This is a genomic window from Rahnella sp. CG8 (genome assembly GCF_023701875.1).
Lineage (GTDB): Bacteria > Pseudomonadota > Gammaproteobacteria > Enterobacterales > Enterobacteriaceae > Rahnella > Rahnella aceris.
The window spans coordinates 253,864-271,424 of record NZ_JABAED010000004.1; the positions used below are offsets into that span (position 1 = coordinate 253,864).

19 protein-coding genes and 1 riboswitch are annotated in these 17,561 nt (G+C 52.6%); of the genes, 9 read left to right on the plus strand and 10 right to left on the minus strand.

Annotated elements, in window-relative coordinates; genetic code table 11:
* Positions 1–149: 149 nt before the first annotated feature.
* Positions 150–893, plus strand: a complete 744-nt coding sequence (locus HGO41_RS06025; protein WP_013576515.1) for a DUF2076 domain-containing protein — start codon at positions 150–152, stop codon at positions 891–893.
* 177 nt (positions 894–1,070) lie between these two features.
* Positions 1,071–1,280, plus strand: a complete 210-nt coding sequence (gene cspE, locus HGO41_RS06030; RefSeq protein WP_009636912.1) for a transcription antiterminator/RNA stability regulator CspE — start codon at positions 1,071–1,073, stop codon at positions 1,278–1,280.
* 65 nt (positions 1,281–1,345) lie between these two features.
* On the opposite strand, the gene HGO41_RS06035 is transcribed toward cspE, so the two are convergent.
* From HGO41_RS06035 to crcB, 3 genes are all read right to left on the minus strand, one after another.
* Positions 1,346–2,533, minus strand: a complete 1,188-nt coding sequence (locus HGO41_RS06035; protein WP_250980857.1) for a multidrug effflux MFS transporter — start codon at positions 2,531–2,533, stop codon at positions 1,346–1,348.
* A gap of 9 nt (positions 2,534–2,542) precedes the next feature.
* The gene (locus HGO41_RS06040; protein ID WP_013576513.1) at positions 2,543–3,199 is read right to left on the minus strand and encodes a TetR family transcriptional regulator; all 657 of its coding nucleotides are present in this window, start codon (positions 3,197–3,199) and stop codon (positions 2,543–2,545) included.
* A 459-nt stretch (positions 3,200–3,658) separates the two neighbouring features.
* The gene (gene crcB / locus HGO41_RS06045; protein ID WP_037037017.1) at positions 3,659–4,042 is read right to left on the minus strand and encodes a fluoride efflux transporter CrcB; all 384 of its coding nucleotides are present in this window, start codon (positions 4,040–4,042) and stop codon (positions 3,659–3,661) included.
* A 66-nt stretch (positions 4,043–4,108) separates the two neighbouring features.
* Positions 4,109–4,171: riboswitch (Fluoride riboswitch) on the minus strand.
* 83 nt (positions 4,172–4,254) lie between these two features.
* Here crcB and HGO41_RS06050 point away from each other — a divergent pair.
* A complete protein-coding gene (locus HGO41_RS06050) occupies positions 4,255–4,677 on the plus strand; it encodes a GNAT family N-acetyltransferase (RefSeq protein WP_037037019.1) in 423 nt (140 codons plus the stop codon).
* 4 nt (positions 4,678–4,681) lie between these two features.
* Here HGO41_RS06050 and HGO41_RS06055 read toward each other — a convergent pair whose 3' ends face one another.
* Positions 4,682–6,028, minus strand: coding sequence for an aminotransferase class I/II-fold pyridoxal phosphate-dependent enzyme (locus tag HGO41_RS06055; RefSeq protein WP_013576510.1), 1,347 nt, complete (start codon positions 6,026–6,028; stop codon positions 4,682–4,684).
* Between the two features lie 210 nt (positions 6,029–6,238).
* Here HGO41_RS06055 and HGO41_RS06060 point away from each other — a divergent pair, with 210 nt between their 5' ends.
* The 6 genes from HGO41_RS06060 to tatE all read left to right on the plus strand — a co-directional run bounded on the left by HGO41_RS06060 (position 6,239) and on the right by tatE (position 11,340).
* Positions 6,239–7,195, plus strand: a complete 957-nt coding sequence (locus tag HGO41_RS06060) for a substrate-binding domain-containing protein (RefSeq protein ID WP_250980858.1) — start codon at positions 6,239–6,241, stop codon at positions 7,193–7,195.
* Between the two features lie 46 nt (positions 7,196–7,241).
* Entirely contained in the window at positions 7,242–8,036 is a 795-nt protein-coding gene (locus HGO41_RS06065; RefSeq protein ID WP_015690273.1) for a deaminated glutathione amidase, read from the plus strand.
* A 199-nt stretch (positions 8,037–8,235) separates the two neighbouring features.
* Positions 8,236–9,144, plus strand: a complete 909-nt coding sequence (locus HGO41_RS06070; protein ID WP_013576507.1) for an ABC transporter substrate-binding protein — start codon at positions 8,236–8,238, stop codon at positions 9,142–9,144.
* Positions 9,141–10,124 carry an amino acid ABC transporter permease gene (locus HGO41_RS06075; RefSeq protein WP_013576506.1) on the plus strand — a complete coding sequence of 328 codons (984 nt, stop codon included), beginning with the start codon at positions 9,141–9,143 and terminating at the stop codon, positions 10,122–10,124. Before HGO41_RS06070 ends, HGO41_RS06075 begins: the two co-directional genes overlap by 4 nt.
* Complete coding sequence (locus HGO41_RS06080; RefSeq protein ID WP_013576505.1) at positions 10,121–10,918, plus strand: amino acid ABC transporter ATP-binding protein; 798 nt, start codon at positions 10,121–10,123, stop codon at positions 10,916–10,918. The genes HGO41_RS06075 and HGO41_RS06080 overlap by 4 nt, the downstream gene beginning before the upstream one ends.
* Before the next feature lie 215 nt (positions 10,919–11,133).
* A complete protein-coding gene (gene tatE, locus HGO41_RS06085; RefSeq protein ID WP_013576504.1) occupies positions 11,134–11,340 on the plus strand; it encodes a twin-arginine translocase subunit TatE in 207 nt (68 codons plus the stop codon).
* A gap of 97 nt (positions 11,341–11,437) precedes the next feature.
* Here the strand turns inward: tatE and lipA are convergent, their stop codons facing one another.
* The 6 genes from lipA to mrdB form a co-directional block, all read right to left on the minus strand.
* Positions 11,438–12,403: a lipoyl synthase gene (gene lipA, locus HGO41_RS06090; RefSeq protein ID WP_250980859.1), complete on the minus strand. Its 966-nt coding sequence runs from the start codon at positions 12,401–12,403 to the stop codon at positions 11,438–11,440.
* A 371-nt stretch (positions 12,404–12,774) separates the two neighbouring features.
* Entirely contained in the window at positions 12,775–13,473 is a 699-nt protein-coding gene (lipB, locus tag HGO41_RS06095; protein WP_037037026.1) for a lipoyl(octanoyl) transferase LipB, read from the minus strand.
* A gap of 57 nt (positions 13,474–13,530) precedes the next feature.
* Positions 13,531–13,794 carry a DUF493 family protein YbeD gene (gene ybeD, locus HGO41_RS06100; protein ID WP_013576500.1) on the minus strand — a complete coding sequence of 88 codons (264 nt, stop codon included), beginning with the start codon at positions 13,792–13,794 and terminating at the stop codon, positions 13,531–13,533.
* A 125-nt stretch (positions 13,795–13,919) separates the two neighbouring features.
* Positions 13,920–15,128 carry a D-alanyl-D-alanine carboxypeptidase DacA gene (gene dacA, locus HGO41_RS06105; protein ID WP_013576499.1) on the minus strand — a complete coding sequence of 403 codons (1,209 nt, stop codon included), beginning with the start codon at positions 15,126–15,128 and terminating at the stop codon, positions 13,920–13,922.
* A 156-nt stretch (positions 15,129–15,284) separates the two neighbouring features.
* Positions 15,285–16,436 carry an endolytic peptidoglycan transglycosylase RlpA gene (gene rlpA, locus HGO41_RS06110; RefSeq protein WP_013576498.1) on the minus strand — a complete coding sequence of 384 codons (1,152 nt, stop codon included), beginning with the start codon at positions 16,434–16,436 and terminating at the stop codon, positions 15,285–15,287.
* 9 nt (positions 16,437–16,445) lie between these two features.
* The gene (gene mrdB, locus HGO41_RS06115; protein ID WP_013576497.1) at positions 16,446–17,558 is read right to left on the minus strand and encodes a peptidoglycan glycosyltransferase MrdB; all 1,113 of its coding nucleotides are present in this window, start codon (positions 17,556–17,558) and stop codon (positions 16,446–16,448) included.
* Positions 17,559–17,561: the final 3 nt, after the last annotated feature.

Here is a 17,561-nt window from a genome sequence, read left to right on the forward strand (position 1 = left end):
CCTCTGCGCGCTTTCTGCACTAACTTTACCTCCGTCACATTTGTTGACACTCCGTTAATTTATACAAAAAACTAACTGTATTACTGTATCTGAATAACGCCGACCGGCGTCGCTCCTGACGCAGTACGACATATCAACAAGGTGAATTTATGCAATCTGAAGAACAGCGTTTAATTGACGGGCTTTTTAGTCGCTTACAACAGGCTGAGTCCAACACGGCACCGCGTGATGCGGAAGCTGAACGTGTGATTCAGGCCCATATTCGTCAGCAGCCATCTGCCCCGTATTACATGGCGCAGGCAATGATTATTCAGGAAGCGGCGCTGACCAAACTGAATGCGCAGGTACAAGAATTGCAACAGCAGGTTCAGCAGTTGCAACAACAGGCGCAGACGGCCAAACCGCAAAGCACCGGTTTTCTGGCTGGCTTGTTTGGCGGTGGCACGTCTCAGCCTGAACCGCAACGCCAGGCGTCGCAGGGCAGCCAGCCCATTCCCGGTACACAAGGCTGGGGAAGTCAGCCTCAGCAACAGCAATATGCCCAACAGCCGCAACAGCAGGCACCGGCACAAGCTGCACCCCAGCAGCCGGGTTTTCTGGGCAGTGCATTGCGCACGGCGGCGGGCGTCGCGGGTGGGGTGGTGCTGGCGGATATGCTGACCGGCATGTTCCATCACAGCCAGCCGCAGGAAATCGTCAATATCATCGAAGAACCGCCAGTGCAGGATCTCAATCCTGCCGACAGCAGCTTCCTCGATAACAGTCAGGGTTTCGACAGCAATCAGCCGTCATGGGAAGATGCGTCGCTGCGTAATGACAATTCGGATTTGGGGTTTGGAAATGATGACTTCAACACTGATGATTTCAACAATGATGATGACTCATTCTTCTAACCGGTTGATGTCATAAGGCTATTAAGGGGCTTTTTGGCAGCAGAAAAAAGCAGCAGAAGGTGAAGAGTGAGAGGTTTATCGCTTATTGCCATCAGAATTCTGGACAAAAGCCAAATCTGTTGCTGTACTGTGTTTGACACACATTTTGTGTCCAACATTCACGTAAAGGTAAGTTTGATGTCTAAGATTAAAGGTAGCGTTAAGTGGTTCAATGAATCTAAAGGTTTTGGTTTCATTACCCCTGAAGATGGCAGCAAAGATGTTTTCGTTCATTTCTCTGCTATTTCCAGCAACGGTTTCAAAACCCTTGCTGAAGGCCAACGCGTAGAGTTCGAAATCACCAATGGTGCCAAAGGCCCGTCGGCTGCTAACGTTATCGCTATCTGACTTTAGCCGATTTATTGAAAAACCCGCCGAAGCGGGTTTTTTTTTGCCTGCCGTTCGCCAGAACCTTATGCCGGTTTACGCGCCAGCGTCACGAACATCAGGATGGCAATCGCGTAGCAGCCGAGAATGGTCAGCCCCATCGACAACGCCGGATGGCTGCCGAAACCCGTTACCGGTACGGCAACCGCCCCGAGCGCAAACATACACACGCCCAGCAGGGCAGACGCGCTGCCTGCATTTTTCCCCTGACTTTGCATCGCCAGCGAGCCTGCATTCGGGCTGATAATCCCGATCACCATCACCGAGAAGAACAGCGGCACCAGTAACATCACGAGTGGCGCATTCAGGCTGGCGGCAATCACCAGCGCCACCGAGGCCACTGCGGCGATGCACAAACCGGCCTTGACCAGCGCCATTTCGCCGAAGCGGCGGCTCAGACGGGTAGACACCTGTGCGGAAATCACCAGGCCGATGCCGTTAATCGCAAAGCACAGGCTGAACATCTGCGGGCTGAGATGGTAAATCTGTTGCAGCACAAAAGGTGACGCGCCGATATACGCGAACATCCCGGCCATAATAAAGCCCTGTGTCAGGCACAGCCCCATAAACGGACGATGTTTCAGCAGGCTGAATACCGAGCCCAGCATGCTGAAAATACCGCCCCCTGAACGGCGTTCGGGCGTTAAGGTTTCATGCAATTTTAGCGAGGAGAAGCTGAACAGTAAGATGGCAATAAACGCCAGTACGCCGAATATTCCCCGCCAGTTAACCCAGTGCAACATTGCGCCGCCCAGTACCGGGGCGATGATCGGTGCCAGCCCGTTCACCAGCATCAGCAACGCAAAAAACCGTGTCAGTTCGTGCCCGTTATACAAATCCCTTGCCACCGCGCGTGACAATACCGCGCCACCGGCACCGGCGATCCCTTGCAACAGACGAGCGACAATCAGCTGACTGATGTCCTGTGCCACCGCACACCAGACCGAGGCAGCCAGCAATAACGCCAGTGACCATAACAGCGGGCGCATACGGCCATAGCGGTCGCTTAGCGGGCCGAACAGTAACTGGCCGAAACCGAGGCCGAGTAAACCGGCGGTCAGGCTTAACTGCGCGCTGGCGGTGGACGTATTCAGGTCGCCAGCCATCTCCGGCAATGCCGGTAAATATAAATCCGTACATAACGGCCCGAGTGCGGCAAGCGAGCCGAGAACAAGGGCGTAACCGAGGCGTTTTTCGTGCAGGTGAGCGCTCATGGTAAAAGTTTATTCCAGTTTGCTGGTGGTTAAATCCGTTTCGAAGAGGCTCCGGAAGTAGCGATGGTATAAGGCTTCCAGAATCTCAGCGTCGGCGTGAACAGTCGTCAGGCGACGAAAAGCCGTGCCTTCGCAAATGACCGCTAATGATTCGACTTTTGCGGTCATTTCAGCATCGGAAAATTGCGGGAAGGTGGCACTGAGGAGCGTTTTTGCTTCGTTAAAAAGCTGTTTTTCGGAGTCACGCCAGATTTTTTCCACGATCGGATTGCGGGTCGCTTCTGCGGCGACTTCCAGCATCAGCGCGTGGTCAATTTCGGCCTGCTCTTTTTGTTCGATGCACTGATCTTCTTTATACGGCGCGCTTAAATTGCCAATCCGACGGTGCGCCAGGTTATGAGCCACCTGCTGCAAATTATGCGCGTTGCCGGTCATCAGCCTGATTTTTTTCATCACTATTCGCCGCACGATATCTTCGATGATCGCATCTTTATTGGCGAAGTAGCGGTATATCTGCCCCACACTGAGCTGTGAAGTTTTAGCGATTTCAGCCATACCGGCACCGTGGAAACCATGCTTGCGAAAACACAGGCGGGCGGCGGCAATAATCTGGTCGCGTCGGGCGCTGATGCGCGCATCTTTAGTGCATTGTTGTGGGTGAAGCATGAGATACCCGATAATGTGACTGATGTAGGTTGCGAACGATCATTCTCAAGTATAGGCAATAAGGAGGAACAGGTAAATATTTGTATTATGAATGAAATAAAAAGTGGCGTTTCGTTTCAGCGCAATTAAGCGTGACGCACAAAGGCAAACGGCGCAATCCAAAGGAATGCGCCGTTTACGGGAAAGGGGGGCTGCGGGTCAGGCGGGGCTGTTAAGCAAAGTATGCCTGTAAAAAAGCCACAACTGTCAGAACACAGAGGGCAACAACCAGGAACTCAGAAGACGTTTTTGGAACAGAAAACATGTCATACCTCAAAGATAAACCAGAGTGAACTGACGCTATTATCTGCAGATAAGATGAAGGAAACATTAAGATACGGCGGGAGGAGGTGAACCCGCGTCACAGATTTATCACAGCGATGCCTTTTGTCATTAAAAAGGCATCGCCGGAGGATAGGATCAGTGTGCGCTGAACCAGCTGACCAGCATAAACGCCAGTAATGTCATGGCCAGTGAGCCGGCCAGATTCAGCGCCATGTTCAGCAGGGCGGCACCAAAGCGACCATCCTGTAGCATGTAAACCACCTCCAGAGAGAAGGTGGAGAAGGTTGTCAGGCCACCGCAGAAGCCGGTGGTGATCAGCAGCTTCCATACCGGGTCGATATGGGTCAGGCGGGTGAAAATCGCGATGCCCAGGCCAATGATAAAGGCGCCGACCAGATTCACGGTCAGGGTGCCGGCGGGCAGTAGCGGACTCATTCCGTTCATTTTGAGACTGACATACCAGCGCACAACGCTGCCAATACCACCGCCAATAAAGACTGCAAGTAAGGTGCTAAACATAGTGATACCTTAAAAAATAGATGAAATTCAGAAAGGCCCGGGCATGACGCTACGAACCTCTCGCGAGATTGCGCAGACATCATCAGCCGGTAAAGGCGGTTTGGGAGGAATGTCATCTCCACAGTGCAAAGTAATGCAGGCGCTCAGTTTACATTGTGTGATGGCGCTTGTGTAGACGCGTTTCGGAAACAGTTTTTGAAAAGGAAAAGGCGATGTTAATCAGAGAAGGTACCGTGCAGGATGCGCCAGTTCTGGCGCAATTGCTGGGGGATTTGGATTATCCCAACAGGTCTGAAGCGATAGCTGAACGTGTGGCAAAAATGGCCGTGAACCCGGACAGCCGCCTGTTAGTGGCCGAAACAGAAGGTCAGGCTGTCGGGTTTATTTCGTTGCATTTCATTCCGCAAATTGCGCTGGCTGGCGAATTTTGCCGTATCAGTTATTTGTGCGTCAGCGATCACGCGCGTGGCAGCGGTATTGGCCAGAAATTGCTGGATGAGGCCGAACGTCTGGCAGCGGACCGGGGGTGTGACCGGATGGAAGTTCACAGCCATACCCGCCGTGTACGCGCCCACACTTTTTATGCGCGGGCGCAGTACGAGGAATCGCCAAAGTATCTGCTGAAAAAACTCTGAATGATCAGACATCCAGCGCCAGCACGATAGCGTCGGCGATCAGATCAACCTGCTCCGGTTTCATCTGACTGGTGCTGATACGGATAAATTGCCCCGGCCCGATGCGGCTGCGTTCGCCGGGCAGAACCGCAATACCACGCGCGGCCATCGTTACCAGCGCAAACTGTTCCGATGGCACCGGGATCCACATCGCCAGTCCGTCGCGGTCAGGGATATTCACGCCGCGAATGCGCAACGCATCGGACATGGCTTTGCGTCGCTCCGCATACACTTTTTTAGCCTGCGTAATCCCTTCCTGCGTTTTCGGATCGTTAATCAGCCACGCCAGCGCTTCCTGCAAAATACGGCTCGACCAGCCGGCACCAAAGTTACGGAATGATTTGATTTGTTTGATTAAATCCACCGATCCCGAAATCACCGCCAGCCGCAAATCCGGGCCGTACGCTTTGGAATAAGAACGGACATGCACCGTGCGGTCCGGCAGTTTGCTGCCCATACTCAGCGGCGCGTAACGTGACAACTGTCCGATCCCGTCATCTTCAATAATCAGTGTGTTACTTTGGCTGAGAATGTTGGCCAGCGCAGCATAACGTTCTGCGTTAATCGCATGGCCACAATGTGAATGGGTACGTGGCTGAAAAATAAAGGCTGAAGGATTTTTCAGCAGTGCCTGACTGAGTGATTCCGGAGTGGGGCCGAATTCGTCGCACTTCACCGGAATGACCTGCGCACCGAGATTGTCCAGCATATCCAGCAGGCGTGTGGCAGTCGGGTCTTCAATTGCCACCACCGAACCCTGCATCAGCAGGGTTTGCAGCGTCAGGTTCATGCCGTCAAATCCGCCATCCGCCGCCATAAAAGCGGGGGCGTCATAAGGCCAGTCCTGGCGTGCGGCCTCAAGCAGCGACGGCGCGATAGCCTCACGCTGATAACTGTTCAGATTGTCTGCGCCAACACCGCGCTGCATGGCTTCGTGCAAGTCAGGCAACAGTGCCGGATCCGGCGATGACAGCGCCAGATCCGCAATAATATGCTCACCAAAATTGCCGATTTTCTCGAAGCGTGCCGGTCGTGGAGACAGCATGTCGCCGCACACCCAGACGCCGTTTCGCCCCCGTCCGGCGATCACTTTCTGACGTCGCAACTGACCCCAGGCGGCTGAAACCGTGGCCGGACTGACGCCCAGCGCCTGCGCGAGTTCACGCACGGCGGGAAGATGCGTACCAATCTCGATCACACCGGATCGGATCATCGCTGCGGTTTCAATCGCAATGCCCCGCATGGAACGATCCTGTAATTGCGTCGCTAACCATTCTGCATCCAGCGTTTTTTCGAGAGAGTTTTCTGTCATTTTTTTGCCTTTTGTTCAGTAACAAAGATTCTATTGTACATATTAATTTATGCCATTAGTATCAAACTTAGCCAACGCAGGCGATAAAATAATCATCTTGCCGTGAAGATGATGGCCTTAGTAAAAGAATTTGGTGTGTTTTCGGGCAGGTTTGTAAACGCACAGTTGTTTTTCTGCATATTAACCATGCTGACACTTAAGGGGAAAGATGTGACGATTACCATCAGGCTGGCGGTTCGTGACTGGGATTATTTTACGCCGCTGGCATTAGGCGATCTTAAACCGGAAGGGTTTAATCTCGAGATAGACCGCGTGGGCACTTTGGTTGATAACCTGGGGACCAGCGATAAATACGATGCGGGTGAAGTGTCTTTCAGCCGTTATGCACAAGGGCGTGCGCGGGGCGAATCTGATTTACTGGCGATACCGCATTTTCTGATGCGCGGCTTCCGTCAGCGCTGCATCATCACCCGTGAAGACAGCCCGCTGACCGAACTTTATCAACTGGCCGGTAAACGTATTGGCCTGACCGGCTGGCAGGATTCCGGCAATACCTGGACCCGCACGTTGCTGGCACTTGAAGGTGTGGGCATTGAAGATGCGAACTGGTATGTCGGCCGCCTGACCGAAGCGCACCCGATTGTTGACCGTCTGGCCGGTTTTGGCCGCGAAGGGCGCATCGAAGCCGTGCCGGAAGAACATCCTATGATGGAGTTGTTACAGGAAGGCTGGCTGGATGCGGTATTTACACCGTTTATGCCTGAGGGATTCTTCAAGCCTGATTCCGGTTTCCGTCAGTTCCAGCCGGATTTTCGTGCCGCCGAACTGGCCTATTTCAACCGCGTCGGGTACATCCCCGGTATTCACCTGCTGGCAATCAAACCTGCGCTGGCCGAAGAGCATCCGTGGTTACCGCAGGCGCTGAGCGAAATCATCGATCGCTCTTATGAAGTCTGGATGGATAAGCGCGCGAAATATGCCGACACCACGCCATGGTTGCTGGATGATTTACGTCGCACTGTGGTCGATTTACCTGCGGACTGGAATGCAAACGGTTACGCCGCCAATGAAAAGATGATCGACGATTTTGCGCAGGAATTACATGCCCAGGGGCTGACTGCCAGGCGCCTGACGCCGGGAGATTTGTTCCCGAACTTTGCTCAGTAACACTTAACCGATCGCTTTCACAAATAAGCGACGGGGGGAGTCAAAAATGAAAGTTGCATTAGGTCAGTTTGCGGTTTCCCGTGAATGGGAAGCCAACGTCGAAACCTGTCTTTCGCTGATGGCGAAATCTGTCGAAGCGGGCGTGGATTTGCTGGTGCTGCCGGAAGGCATTCTGGCACGTGACATTACCGATCCGGATTTGGTTTTAAAAGCAGCACAGCCTCTGGATGGCCCGTTTGTCAGTCAGTTGCTGGCGGCCAGTCGTGGCAATCAGATGACCACCATGATGAGCGTGCATACGCCTGCACCGGATGGCCGTGCATATAACGTGCTGATTTCAATCCGTAATGGCGAAATTATTTCTGAATATCAAAAGTTGCATCTTTATGATGCGTTCTCCTCTCAGGAATCAAAAAATGTCACGGCGGGTGACGAAGTACCGCCGCTGGTGAATGTCGCCGGGTTTAACGTCGGCCTGATGACCTGTTATGACGTGCGTTTCCCGGAACTGGCGCGGCGGCTGGTGCTCGACGGTGCCGATGTACTGGTGCTGCCTGCCGCGTGGGTGAAAGGTCCGCTGAAAGAAATGCATTGGGAAGTGCTGGTCACGGCACGCGCACTGGAAAACACCACCTATATGGTGGCCGTGGGTGAATGTGGCGAGCGCAATATCGGCAACAGTATGGTGGTTGATCCGCTGGGTGTGGCTATCGCCCGCGCAGCCGAGGCCCCGGCACTGGTGTTTGCCGAGCTGGATAAAGATCGTCTGGCGCATGCCAGAAAAGTGTTACCGGTGCTGGCAAACCGTCGTTTTGGTTTACCGCAACTGCGTAACGACTGAGTCTGTGCGCGGCCGGTCCTCAACGGCTGCCTCAGCGCTCATGCAGTACCGCGCCCTCACCAGGGGATGCGTTTGTTTTTTCTATAGATAAACAGCCATAAAAAGAAAAACCCGGAAAGTTGCCACGGAAGGTAATCACTATAAAACCACAACATTCATAAACTCACAGACCGACTTTTTACACAGAGGAAACAAGAGAATGATGGCAAAACAACTTCGTCAGATTGCTGTACTGACCGCTGCATTACTTTCCGTATCTTCCATAAATGCCTTTGCTGCTGAAAACGTGACAATCCCGACTCAGACGATGGATCCGGCGATCCACGCAAAATTACCTGCGGATATTCAGAAGTCAGGTGTGATGACCTCTGTGAATAACGGCTCTTTCCCTCCGTATGAAATCGTGACCAGCGCCAACGGTCTGGATGGCGCGAGTGCGGATCTGGCGCATGCGCTGGCACAAGTCATGGGGGTAAAAATAGAGCATGCTTCCGTGAGCGGCTTATCCGGAATCCTCAGCGGCATGGCCGCAGGACGCTACCAGATGGGCATCGGCCCGATCGGCGATTATCCTGATCGTCAGGCGAAAAATGATTTCATCGATTTCGTCAAAGAATATGTCGTCTTCGGGGTGCGCAAAGGTAACCCGGAAAATATCAATTCCCTTGATGATACCTGCGGTAAACGCATTGCCGTGATGGCGGGGGGATCGGCTGAACAGGTTATCCGTAAGCAGTCTGATGTGTGTGTCAAAGACGGCAAACCGGCCGTGACTGTACAGTCATTTGCCGATCAGCCTACGTCGATTCTGGCGGTTCGTTCTAACCGTTCCGACGCGTTCTTCTCTTCTCAGGCACCGCTGACCTATTTTGTGGAAAAAGCCAACGGTCAGCTTGAACTGACCGGCACCGGCAAATCCAACGGCTTTGGCGATATCTTCCAGGGGACGGTCGTCGCCAAAGACTCACCGGTTCGTGACGCGATCCTCGCCGGTTATCAGAAACTGTTCGACAACGGCACGTACGCCATCATCATGAAAAAATGGGGGCTGGAAGGCAATATGATTTCAGCACCGGGCATTAACCTGGCAAAGGCGCAGTCTAAATGACGGATAAATCGTATAGTTCAACGCCGGCAGTCAAGGACGACTATACGCAGGATCCGCGACGTAACGTTGAGTTTTCCCACGCACCGCGTAACTACGGCCGCTGGATTGCCTGGATAGTGGTGTTGCTGATTGCCGCTGATGTGGTTTGGGCCGTTTCGCACAACCCGAACTTCGAATGGCATGTGGTGGCGCAGTGGTTCACGGAAGGGTCGGTGATCAAAGGTCTGGGCGTCACGCTCGGCCTTACCGTGGTGTCGATGCTGCTCGGTGTGTTCATCGGGCTGATGCTGGCGATTGCCCGTTTGTCTGACAGCCTGTTGCTGAGAAGATTAGCAGGGCTGTATATCTGGTTCTTCCGCGGTACGCCGCTGCTGGTACAGTTATTGTTCTGGTACAACATGTCGACGCTGTTCCCGCGCGTGGTACTCGGCGTCCCGTTTGGCCCGGAGTACATGAGCTGGAATACCAATGATCTGATCACGCCGCTGACTGCTGCCATTGCCGGTCTGGCGCTGAATGAAGCGGCATATATGGCAGAAATCATTCGGGCAGGCTTGCTGTCAGTCGATAACGGTCAGGCGGAAACCGCGCAGGCATTTGGCATGAGTCGTGGCCGTGCGCTGCGCCGGATCATCATTCCGCAGGCCATGCGTTCGATTATTCCGCCGACCGGTAACCAGCTGATCAGCATGATTAAAGCGACGTCGCTGGTCAGCGTTATCGCGATGGGCGATTTGCTGTATTCCGTGCAAACGGTCTACAACCGGACCTTTGAAGTGGTGCCTATGCTGATGGTGGCGGTGATCTGGTATCTGTTTATCACGTCATTGCTCAATCTCGGACAGTCTGCGATTGAACGCTATTATTCCCGCGGTACACGCCGGACGTTGCCAAATGCCAAACGGCGTCAGAGCAATGCGGAAGAAAAAACCGCGCCGATCATCAATTCACCGGGCATGGCCCAAAAGGAGGACTTATGAGTCAATTGCCCGCTGACGTACAGTCATCCGGACAAGCATCACTGGTGGTCGCCCGTAATGTGCATAAAAGTTATGGTGATAACGAAGTGCTGAAGGGGATTGATCTGGATGTGAAACCCAGCGAAGTGGTGGTGATCCTCGGGCCGTCGGGTTCAGGTAAATCGACATTCTTGCGCTGTATAAATCATCTGGAAGATATTGATCGCGGTTCCATTATGGTCGGTGGCGAGCAAATCGGTTATGAACTGCGCGGAGACCGTCTGCATAAACTGCCCGAACGGGCGATTGCGCGGCAACGCCGGGATATCGGCATGGTATTCCAGCAATTCAATCTTTATCCGCACATGACCGTATTGCAAAACATCATTGAAGCGCCGGTTGGTGTGCATAAAGAAAGCCGTCATGAAGCGGAGAAATATGCGCGTGAATTGCTGCAAAAAGTCGGCCTGAGTGATAAAGCGAATGCCTACCCGCGTCATCTTTCCGGTGGTCAGCAACAGCGCGTTGCTATCGCCCGTGCGCTGGCGGTGAAACCTAAACTGATGTTGTTCGATGAGCCAACGTCCGCACTCGACCCTGAACTGGTGGGCGAAGTGCTGGCTACCATGCGGGATCTGGCAAAGCAGGGGCTGACGATGATTGTGGTGACGCATGAAATCGGTTTTGCAAAAGAGGCTGCAGATCGCGTGGTGTTTATGGATCGCGGCGTTGTCGTTGAGCAGGGGGCAGCGGATGATGTTCTGGTCAATCCGAAACATCAGCGGACACAGGCTTTCCTGAGCCGCTTTATCTGATCCGAAATCAAGTTTGCAGGTGGTTTGCTGTAAATAAAGACAGAAGTCCTTTATGGGCGTGCTGTTCACGCTCATAATAACTCACTCTGGTCACAATGCGCACAGTTGCGGATCCGTTCTGTTACATTTTCGGGTTGTATTAACGTCGCGAATGGCCGTTAATAACGGCAAATTGTCACTGCTGTTTTCCAGCACTCAGTGTAAAGAAGGTATGTATGGAAGGTTTAAGTATTACTAAATTGTTGGTGGTCGGCGTGCTGATCGTTCTGTTGTTCGGTACCAGCAAACTGCGTTCTCTGGGCGGTGACCTGGGCGCGGCACTGCGTGGCTTTAAGAAAGCCATGAACGATGATCCGGCTCCCGCTTCTGCTGAAAAAACCGCAGAAGAAAAGCCAGCTCAACGTGTTGAGCACAAAGACTGAGTTTTCAGAACGCCAGTCTCCGGCCTCTTAGCAAACGAAAAAGGTTGTTCTTGCGAACAACCTTTTTGTCTTTCTGAAGCGAAAAAGTAACGAGATATTACTTAACTTCTAACCCTTTGGCTTGCAGGTCGGCGTGATAAGAAGAACGCACGAACGGACCGCAGGCTGCATGGGTGAAGCCCATTTCCATCGCTGCTTCTTTCATCTGATCAAACTCTTCAGGGCTCACATAACGCTGCACCGGAAGATGGTGACGGCTTGGCTGTAAGTACTGGCCGAGTGTCAGCATCGTTACGCCATGACGACGCAGATCGCGCATCACTTCGATAATTTCTTCGTTTGTTTCGCCCAGACCCACCATCAGACCTGATTTGGTTGGAATTTCCGGGTGCGCTTCTTTAAAACGTTGCAGCAGCGTCAGGGACCACTCGTAGTTAGCACCCGGACGAACCTGGCGGTAAACACGCGGCACGTTTTCCAGATTGTGGTTAAACACGTCCGGCGGGCTGGCGTTAAGAATTTCCAGCGCACGATCCATACGTCCACGGAAATCTGGTACCAGCGTTTCGATTTTGATGGTCGGGTATTTTGCACGGATAGCCGTAATACAATCCGCAAAATGCTGAGCACCGCCGTCGCGCAAGTCATCCCGGTCAACCGAGGTGATCACGACATAACGCAGACCCATATCAGAAATAGTCTGTGCCAGTTTTTCCGGCTCGTTGGTATCAGGTGCGGTTGGACGACCATGTGCCACATCGCAGAACGGGCAGCGACGGGTACAAATGGCGCCGAGGATCATGAACGTTGCGGTACCGTGGTTGAAGCACTCGGAAAGGTTAGGGCAGGCCGCCTCTTCACAAACGGAATGCAGGCCATTCTTGCGCAGTGCTGATTTAATGCCCTGAATTTTTGTTGAGTCGGCAGGCAGTTTGATTTTCATCCATGCCGGCTTACGTAACATTTCCTGCCGGTCACTGACCACGGTTTTCACCGGAATTAACGCCATCTTATCTGCATCGCGGTATTTGACGCCGCGTTCCATCTGAATCGGTTTACTCATAATCTTGCAGCTTCCAGGTTTGTCACTCGTTATCCGAGTTTTTTCAGGACATTCAATGAACTGGCTGATTCATCAAAAAAAGTAGAAATAATGCGGAAATTATATCATTGAAGCATCCCTTCGTTCAGCCCTTCGTCATGACCGGAAGTGCTAAATGCTGCAATTTTTTAACCTTAAACAGGAAGGGTTATCAAAAAAGGAGTCATTAATTGAATGTAATATTTTGAAAATACTAATTATTTTAACGGTTCCCTGAAGGGGCTGATGGGGTGTTAATGGTGTGTAAATATTTTCTCGCGCTCCCGATAAATGACAAAAACACGAGGTACGCGAGAAAAGATCAGTACAGCCGTATCAACTCTGCCCAAAAATCACGGCGGAGAAGGGGCGTAATGTTCTATCTGCCAGGGCAGATAATCAACTTGCTGATAATCAAGGCGATGGTTGAAGGATTTCACCAGAACCGGCATCACCTGATCGACTGTTAATCCCGGCTTTTCCAGACTGGCCTGAGTCATTTCGAGACCGGCATATCCGCAGGGATTGATCCGGTGGAACGGCTCCAGATCCATATCAATATTTAATGCCAGGCCGTGTAACGAACAGCCTTTGCGGATGCGCAAACCAAGCGAACAAATCTTCTTGCCATCGACATACACGCCCGGCGCGTCCGCACGCGGATAAGCGTCGATAGAGAAGTGTGCCAGCGTATCCACCACCGTTTGCTCAATTGCCGTCACCAGTTGACGGACACCGAGTTTTTTTCGTTTTAAATCCACCATCACGTACATTACCTGCTGACCGGGACCGTGATACGTCACCTGACCACCGCGATCGCTCTGGATAACCGGAATATCACCGGGCATCAGAACATGTTCAGCTTTGCCTGCCTGACCCTGCGTAAAGACACGGTGATGCTGAACCAGCCAGATTTCATCAAGCGAGTCGGCATTTCGGTGCTCAGTAAAATGGTGCATGGCCAGAGAAACCGGTTCATAGGGCTGAAGACCAAGCTGGCGCAGTACGATACGTTCTTGCGGATTTTGTGATTGCACGGCAGTTATCGTCATTGAAGAGGGGGAAAACGCGCGACAGTGTGACTCCCGCGCGGATCGGTCAGAAAGGGCTTACAGCACCATGCGGACAATTTCGATATTGCCCAGTTCATCGTACAGGGTTTCGACCTGGTCGATGTGAGTCGCAGTGATCGTAATCGAAACAGAGTGGTAATTCCCTTTACTGCTCGGTTTTACCTGAGGATTGTAATCGCCAGGCGCATGGCGTTGCACGACTTCCACAACCTGGTCTACCAGCTCGGGTTGTGCCAGGCCCATTACTTTGTAGGTAAAGGGACAAGGGAATTCGAGCAGTTCGTTCAGTTTGGTTTTCATGTGCACTCCAGCGTGTTGTACAGCGTATTAAGTGTTGTCTCTGAAAGTATAACTCCCGCCGTAGCGGGAGCTATAATCTATACCGGTTATATGGGGATTGTTGCAAACTTTTTCAAGCGGGCAACTTAGCCAAACCAGTGGTGGAACATCAGTTTGATGTAATCCACGATGCGACCGAAGAAGCCGCCTTCTTTCACTTCGTTCATGACCACCAGAGGGCGCTCATCAATGGTTTTGCCATCAAGCTGGAAGTTGATCGACCCAACCACCTGATTTTTCTGCAAGGGCGCATGCAGTTCCGGTGTGTTCAGCACGTAGCTGGCTTTCAGATCTTTCATACGACCACGCGGGATCGTCAGGTAAGCATCTTTCTCAACGCCCAGTGCGACGCGGTCGGTATCACCGAACCAGACAGGTTCTGACGCGAACTCTTTACCGGCTTTCAGCGGAGAAACGGTTTCGAAGAAACGGAAGCCCCAGGTCAGCAACTTTTTACTTTCAACTTCACGGCCTTTATACGTATGACCGCCCATCACTGCGGAGATCAGACGCATCTGGCCTTCTGTCGCAGAAGCTACCAGGTTATAGCCCGCTGAATCAGTATGACCGGTTTTAATGCCGTCAACATTCAGACTGTTATCCCACAACAAACCGTTACGGTTCATCTGGCGGATATTGTTGAAGGTGAATTCTTTCTCTTTGTAGGTGGCATATTCTTCCGGTACATCACGGATCAGCGCCTGCCCAATCAGCGCCATATCGCGGGCTGAGCTGTACTGGCCAGCGGCATCAAGACCATGAACGGTGCCGAAATGGGTATTTTTCAGACCCAGAGAGTTCACGTAATTGTTCATGATGGCAACGAAAGCATCCTGACTTCCGGCCACATGGTCGGCCATTGCCACACAGGCGTCGTTACCGGATTGCAGAATGATCCCGCGGTTGAGCTCAGAAACCGGTACACGGTCGCCGGGTTTGAGGAACATCAGGGAAGAGCCCTTGAACACCGGATTGCCGGTTGCCCAGGCGTCCGGACCCACGGTAACGATGTCGGTCGGAGAGATTTTGCCGGCTTTGATGGACTGACCGATAACATAACTGGTCATCATTTTAGTCAGGCTGGCTGGGTCGCGGCGCGCATCGGCATTCATTTCTGCCAGAACTTTGCCGGAGTTGTAGTCGATCAGGATATAGGCTTCAGCATCAATCTGCGGAACGCCAGGGATCATTGTTTTTAAATTAACATCGTCGGCATAGGCGGACGCTGCACTCAGAGTGATTACGGTGCCAAATGCGAGGCTTTTGACTAAACGTGAAGTATTTACAAGTTTCATGATCGGGACAACAACATCCGTGGGAGTAAGTGATAAACGTGCGCCACTATAGCAGAAGAGTCATAAGTCAGACATCTTCGATTACCGGCGCTTACTGACTTTTACTTATAAGACAGGGGACTTATAAGAACGGGGCCGATGCCCCGTATTTTGAGATTACATGCCAGCAGTGACGAAAGACTGCTGCTGAGCTTCGCTGGCCAGTCGCTGTTTCAGCTGTTCGGCCTGCTGGCGGGTGCTGAACGGACCAAGCTGCACGCGATAGGTGCTGCCATTGGCCTGTACTTTACCGGGTACAGAGAAGCGCTGGCTGAGGCTTTTTTGCCACAGTTGCGCGTTCTGAGGATTACTCAGTGCGCCAACCTGTACCATAAATCCCGAGGAAGGAATGGCAGTGGTATGCGCAGGCGCTGCGGAGGCCGCAGCTGCTGCTACCGGTGCGGCACTGGCGACAGCAACCGGTGCTGTTACCGGTTCGCTGCCTTCTAACACACCCTGACGCAGAGGTGTTGGCGCGCTCAGAAACCCGCCGCCACCGCTGTTACCGGACATCGTGGTCGCTGCTGGCGCAGAGGCTACGGTGCCGTTGTTATCTTCGTCATTCGTTAATGGCGCAGCATTAGGATTACTCAGGGTGCTGTTACTGATCGGGCGTACATCTGACGTATTCGCCGGCTCTGCTGTCAGCGTAGGCGTACCCATATTGCTGGCGCCTAAACTTGGACGAGACGGTAATGCATAAGATTGTTTGGCGACGGTCGTACCAATAGTCCCCGGGCCGGAAAGCGTACCGTCAGGCGCAACGTTGATAAAATCAATGCGTACTTTGGTACTGTTGGTCAGGTTCAGACGGTCTGCCGCAGCCTGAGACAAATCGATAATTTTGCCCGGCACATAAGGGCCACGATCGTTAACACGCACGACCAGCATGCGTCCTGTCGCCATGTTGGTGACGCGGACATAGCTTGGGATCGGCAATGTCGGATGCGCAGCGGTCATGGCTGTCGGGTCGAATTCTTCACCGAGCGCGGTAGTGTTGCCTCCATTCTCCTGACTGTACCAGGCCGCTTGCCCTACCTGCGAAAAGTTGGACGGGTCTTTGATGATCTTATAGGTTTTACCGTTAACGGTATAATCCTGCATCGTGCCCTGATTATAAGGTTCGTAACGCGGATCAGCCCCGCCGATTTCTACCACAGGGCCATTGTAGGCTTGCTGCGGTGCCGGTTGTTGTTGCTGTGTATCTTCAGTGGCACAACCACTTAACAGCAAACCGATAATGACAGCTCCAAGCCACTCCTTACGCATTGCTCACCTCTATAAGTTTTTCGACAACATTTTTCGATGAGTATGTATCGACATAACGATACCAAACCCTGCCATTAGCACGATGAGTGCTGACCCGCCATAGCTGACCAGAGGCAAAGGTACCCCAACTACCGGGACAATACCACTGACCATGCCGATGTTAACAAACACATAAACGAACAGAATCAGCATCAGTCCGCCAGACATCACGCGGCCAAAAGTAGTCTGTGCATGGGCGGCGATCACCAGACCGCGCATGATCAGGCATAAGTACAGCCCAAGCAGCACCAGAACACCAATCAACCCCAATTCTTCGGCGAGTACAGCGAAGATAAAGTCGGTATGTCGCTCGGGCAGGAATTCCAGCTGAGACTGCGTGCCATGCAACCAGCCTTTGCCGGAAAAACCGCCAGAGCCGATGGCAATTTTAGACTGAATAATATGATAGCCCGCACCCAGCGGATCGCTTTCAGGATCAAGCAACATCATGACGCGGTCGCGCTGATAGTCGTGCATCAGGAAGAACCACAGGATCGGGATAAATGCGGCAACCAGCAGGGCGGCGACGGCAATCAGTTTCCAGCTCATGCCCGAAAGGAACAGCACAAATAAACCGGATGCGGCAATCAGAATCGAGGTGCCCAGATCGGGCTGTGCCGCGACCAGCAGGGTAGGGATGAAGATTAATGCCAGGGCAATCGCGGTATTTTTAAGTGAAGGCGGGCAAACGTCGCGATTGATAAAGCGCGCGACCATCAGAGGCACGGCGATTTTCGCCAGTTCTGACGGCTGGAATTTAATGATCCCCAGATCCAGCCAGCGCTGTGCACCTTTACTGATACTGCCGAAGGCATCCACCAGCACCAGCAGGAAAACGCAGAAGATGTAGAGATAAGGTGCCCAGCTTTCGTAAACGCGCGGCGGGATTTGTGCCATGACCAGCATAATCACCAGACCCATCAGGATCTGGCCGATTTTACGTTCCATCATGCCCATGTCCTGACCACTGGCGCTCCACATCACGAACGCACTGTAGGTCAGCAGCGCGAGCACGATCAGCAACATCGTCAGGTCGATATGCATTTTCGACCACAATGATCTTTTTTGTTGGTTCTCAGTCATTGA

Bases quoted from the DNA above. Each gene is read 5' to 3' on its own strand.
- mrdB (WP_013576497.1), bottom strand. From the start codon at position 17,558: ATGACTGAGAACCAACAAAAAAGATCATTGTGGTCGAAAATGCATATC.
- HGO41_RS06050 (WP_037037019.1), top strand. From the start codon at position 4,255: ATGTTAATCAGAGAAGGTACCGTGCAGGATGCGCCAGTTCTGGCGCAA.
- HGO41_RS06040 (WP_013576513.1), bottom strand. From the start codon at position 3,199: ATGCTTCACCCACAACAATGCACTAAAGATGCGCGCATCAGCGCCCGA.
- lipB (WP_037037026.1), bottom strand. From the start codon at position 13,473: ATGACGATAACTGCCGTGCAATCACAAAATCCGCAAGAACGTATCGTA.
- dacA (WP_013576499.1), bottom strand. From the start codon at position 15,128: ATGAAACTTGTAAATACTTCACGTTTAGTCAAAAGCCTCGCATTTGGC.
- HGO41_RS06035 (WP_250980857.1), bottom strand. From the start codon at position 2,533: ATGAGCGCTCACCTGCACGAAAAACGCCTCGGTTACGCCCTTGTTCTC.
- ybeD (WP_013576500.1), bottom strand. From the start codon at position 13,794: ATGAAAACCAAACTGAACGAACTGCTCGAATTCCCTTGTCCCTTTACC.
- lipA (WP_250980859.1), bottom strand. From the start codon at position 12,403: ATGAGTAAACCGATTCAGATGGAACGCGGCGTCAAATACCGCGATGCA.
- HGO41_RS06065 (WP_015690273.1), top strand. From the start codon at position 7,242: ATGAAAGTTGCATTAGGTCAGTTTGCGGTTTCCCGTGAATGGGAAGCC.
- rlpA (WP_013576498.1), bottom strand. From the start codon at position 16,436: ATGCGTAAGGAGTGGCTTGGAGCTGTCATTATCGGTTTGCTGTTAAGT.
- tatE (WP_013576504.1), top strand. From the start codon at position 11,134: ATGGAAGGTTTAAGTATTACTAAATTGTTGGTGGTCGGCGTGCTGATC.
- HGO41_RS06080 (WP_013576505.1), top strand. From the start codon at position 10,121: ATGAGTCAATTGCCCGCTGACGTACAGTCATCCGGACAAGCATCACTG.
- HGO41_RS06070 (WP_013576507.1), top strand. From the start codon at position 8,236: ATGATGGCAAAACAACTTCGTCAGATTGCTGTACTGACCGCTGCATTA.
- cspE (WP_009636912.1), top strand. From the start codon at position 1,071: ATGTCTAAGATTAAAGGTAGCGTTAAGTGGTTCAATGAATCTAAAGGT.
- HGO41_RS06025 (WP_013576515.1), top strand. From the start codon at position 150: ATGCAATCTGAAGAACAGCGTTTAATTGACGGGCTTTTTAGTCGCTTA.
- HGO41_RS06055 (WP_013576510.1), bottom strand. From the start codon at position 6,028: ATGACAGAAAACTCTCTCGAAAAAACGCTGGATGCAGAATGGTTAGCG.
- crcB (WP_037037017.1), bottom strand. From the start codon at position 4,042: ATGTTTAGCACCTTACTTGCAGTCTTTATTGGCGGTGGTATTGGCAGC.
- HGO41_RS06075 (WP_013576506.1), top strand. From the start codon at position 9,141: ATGACGGATAAATCGTATAGTTCAACGCCGGCAGTCAAGGACGACTAT.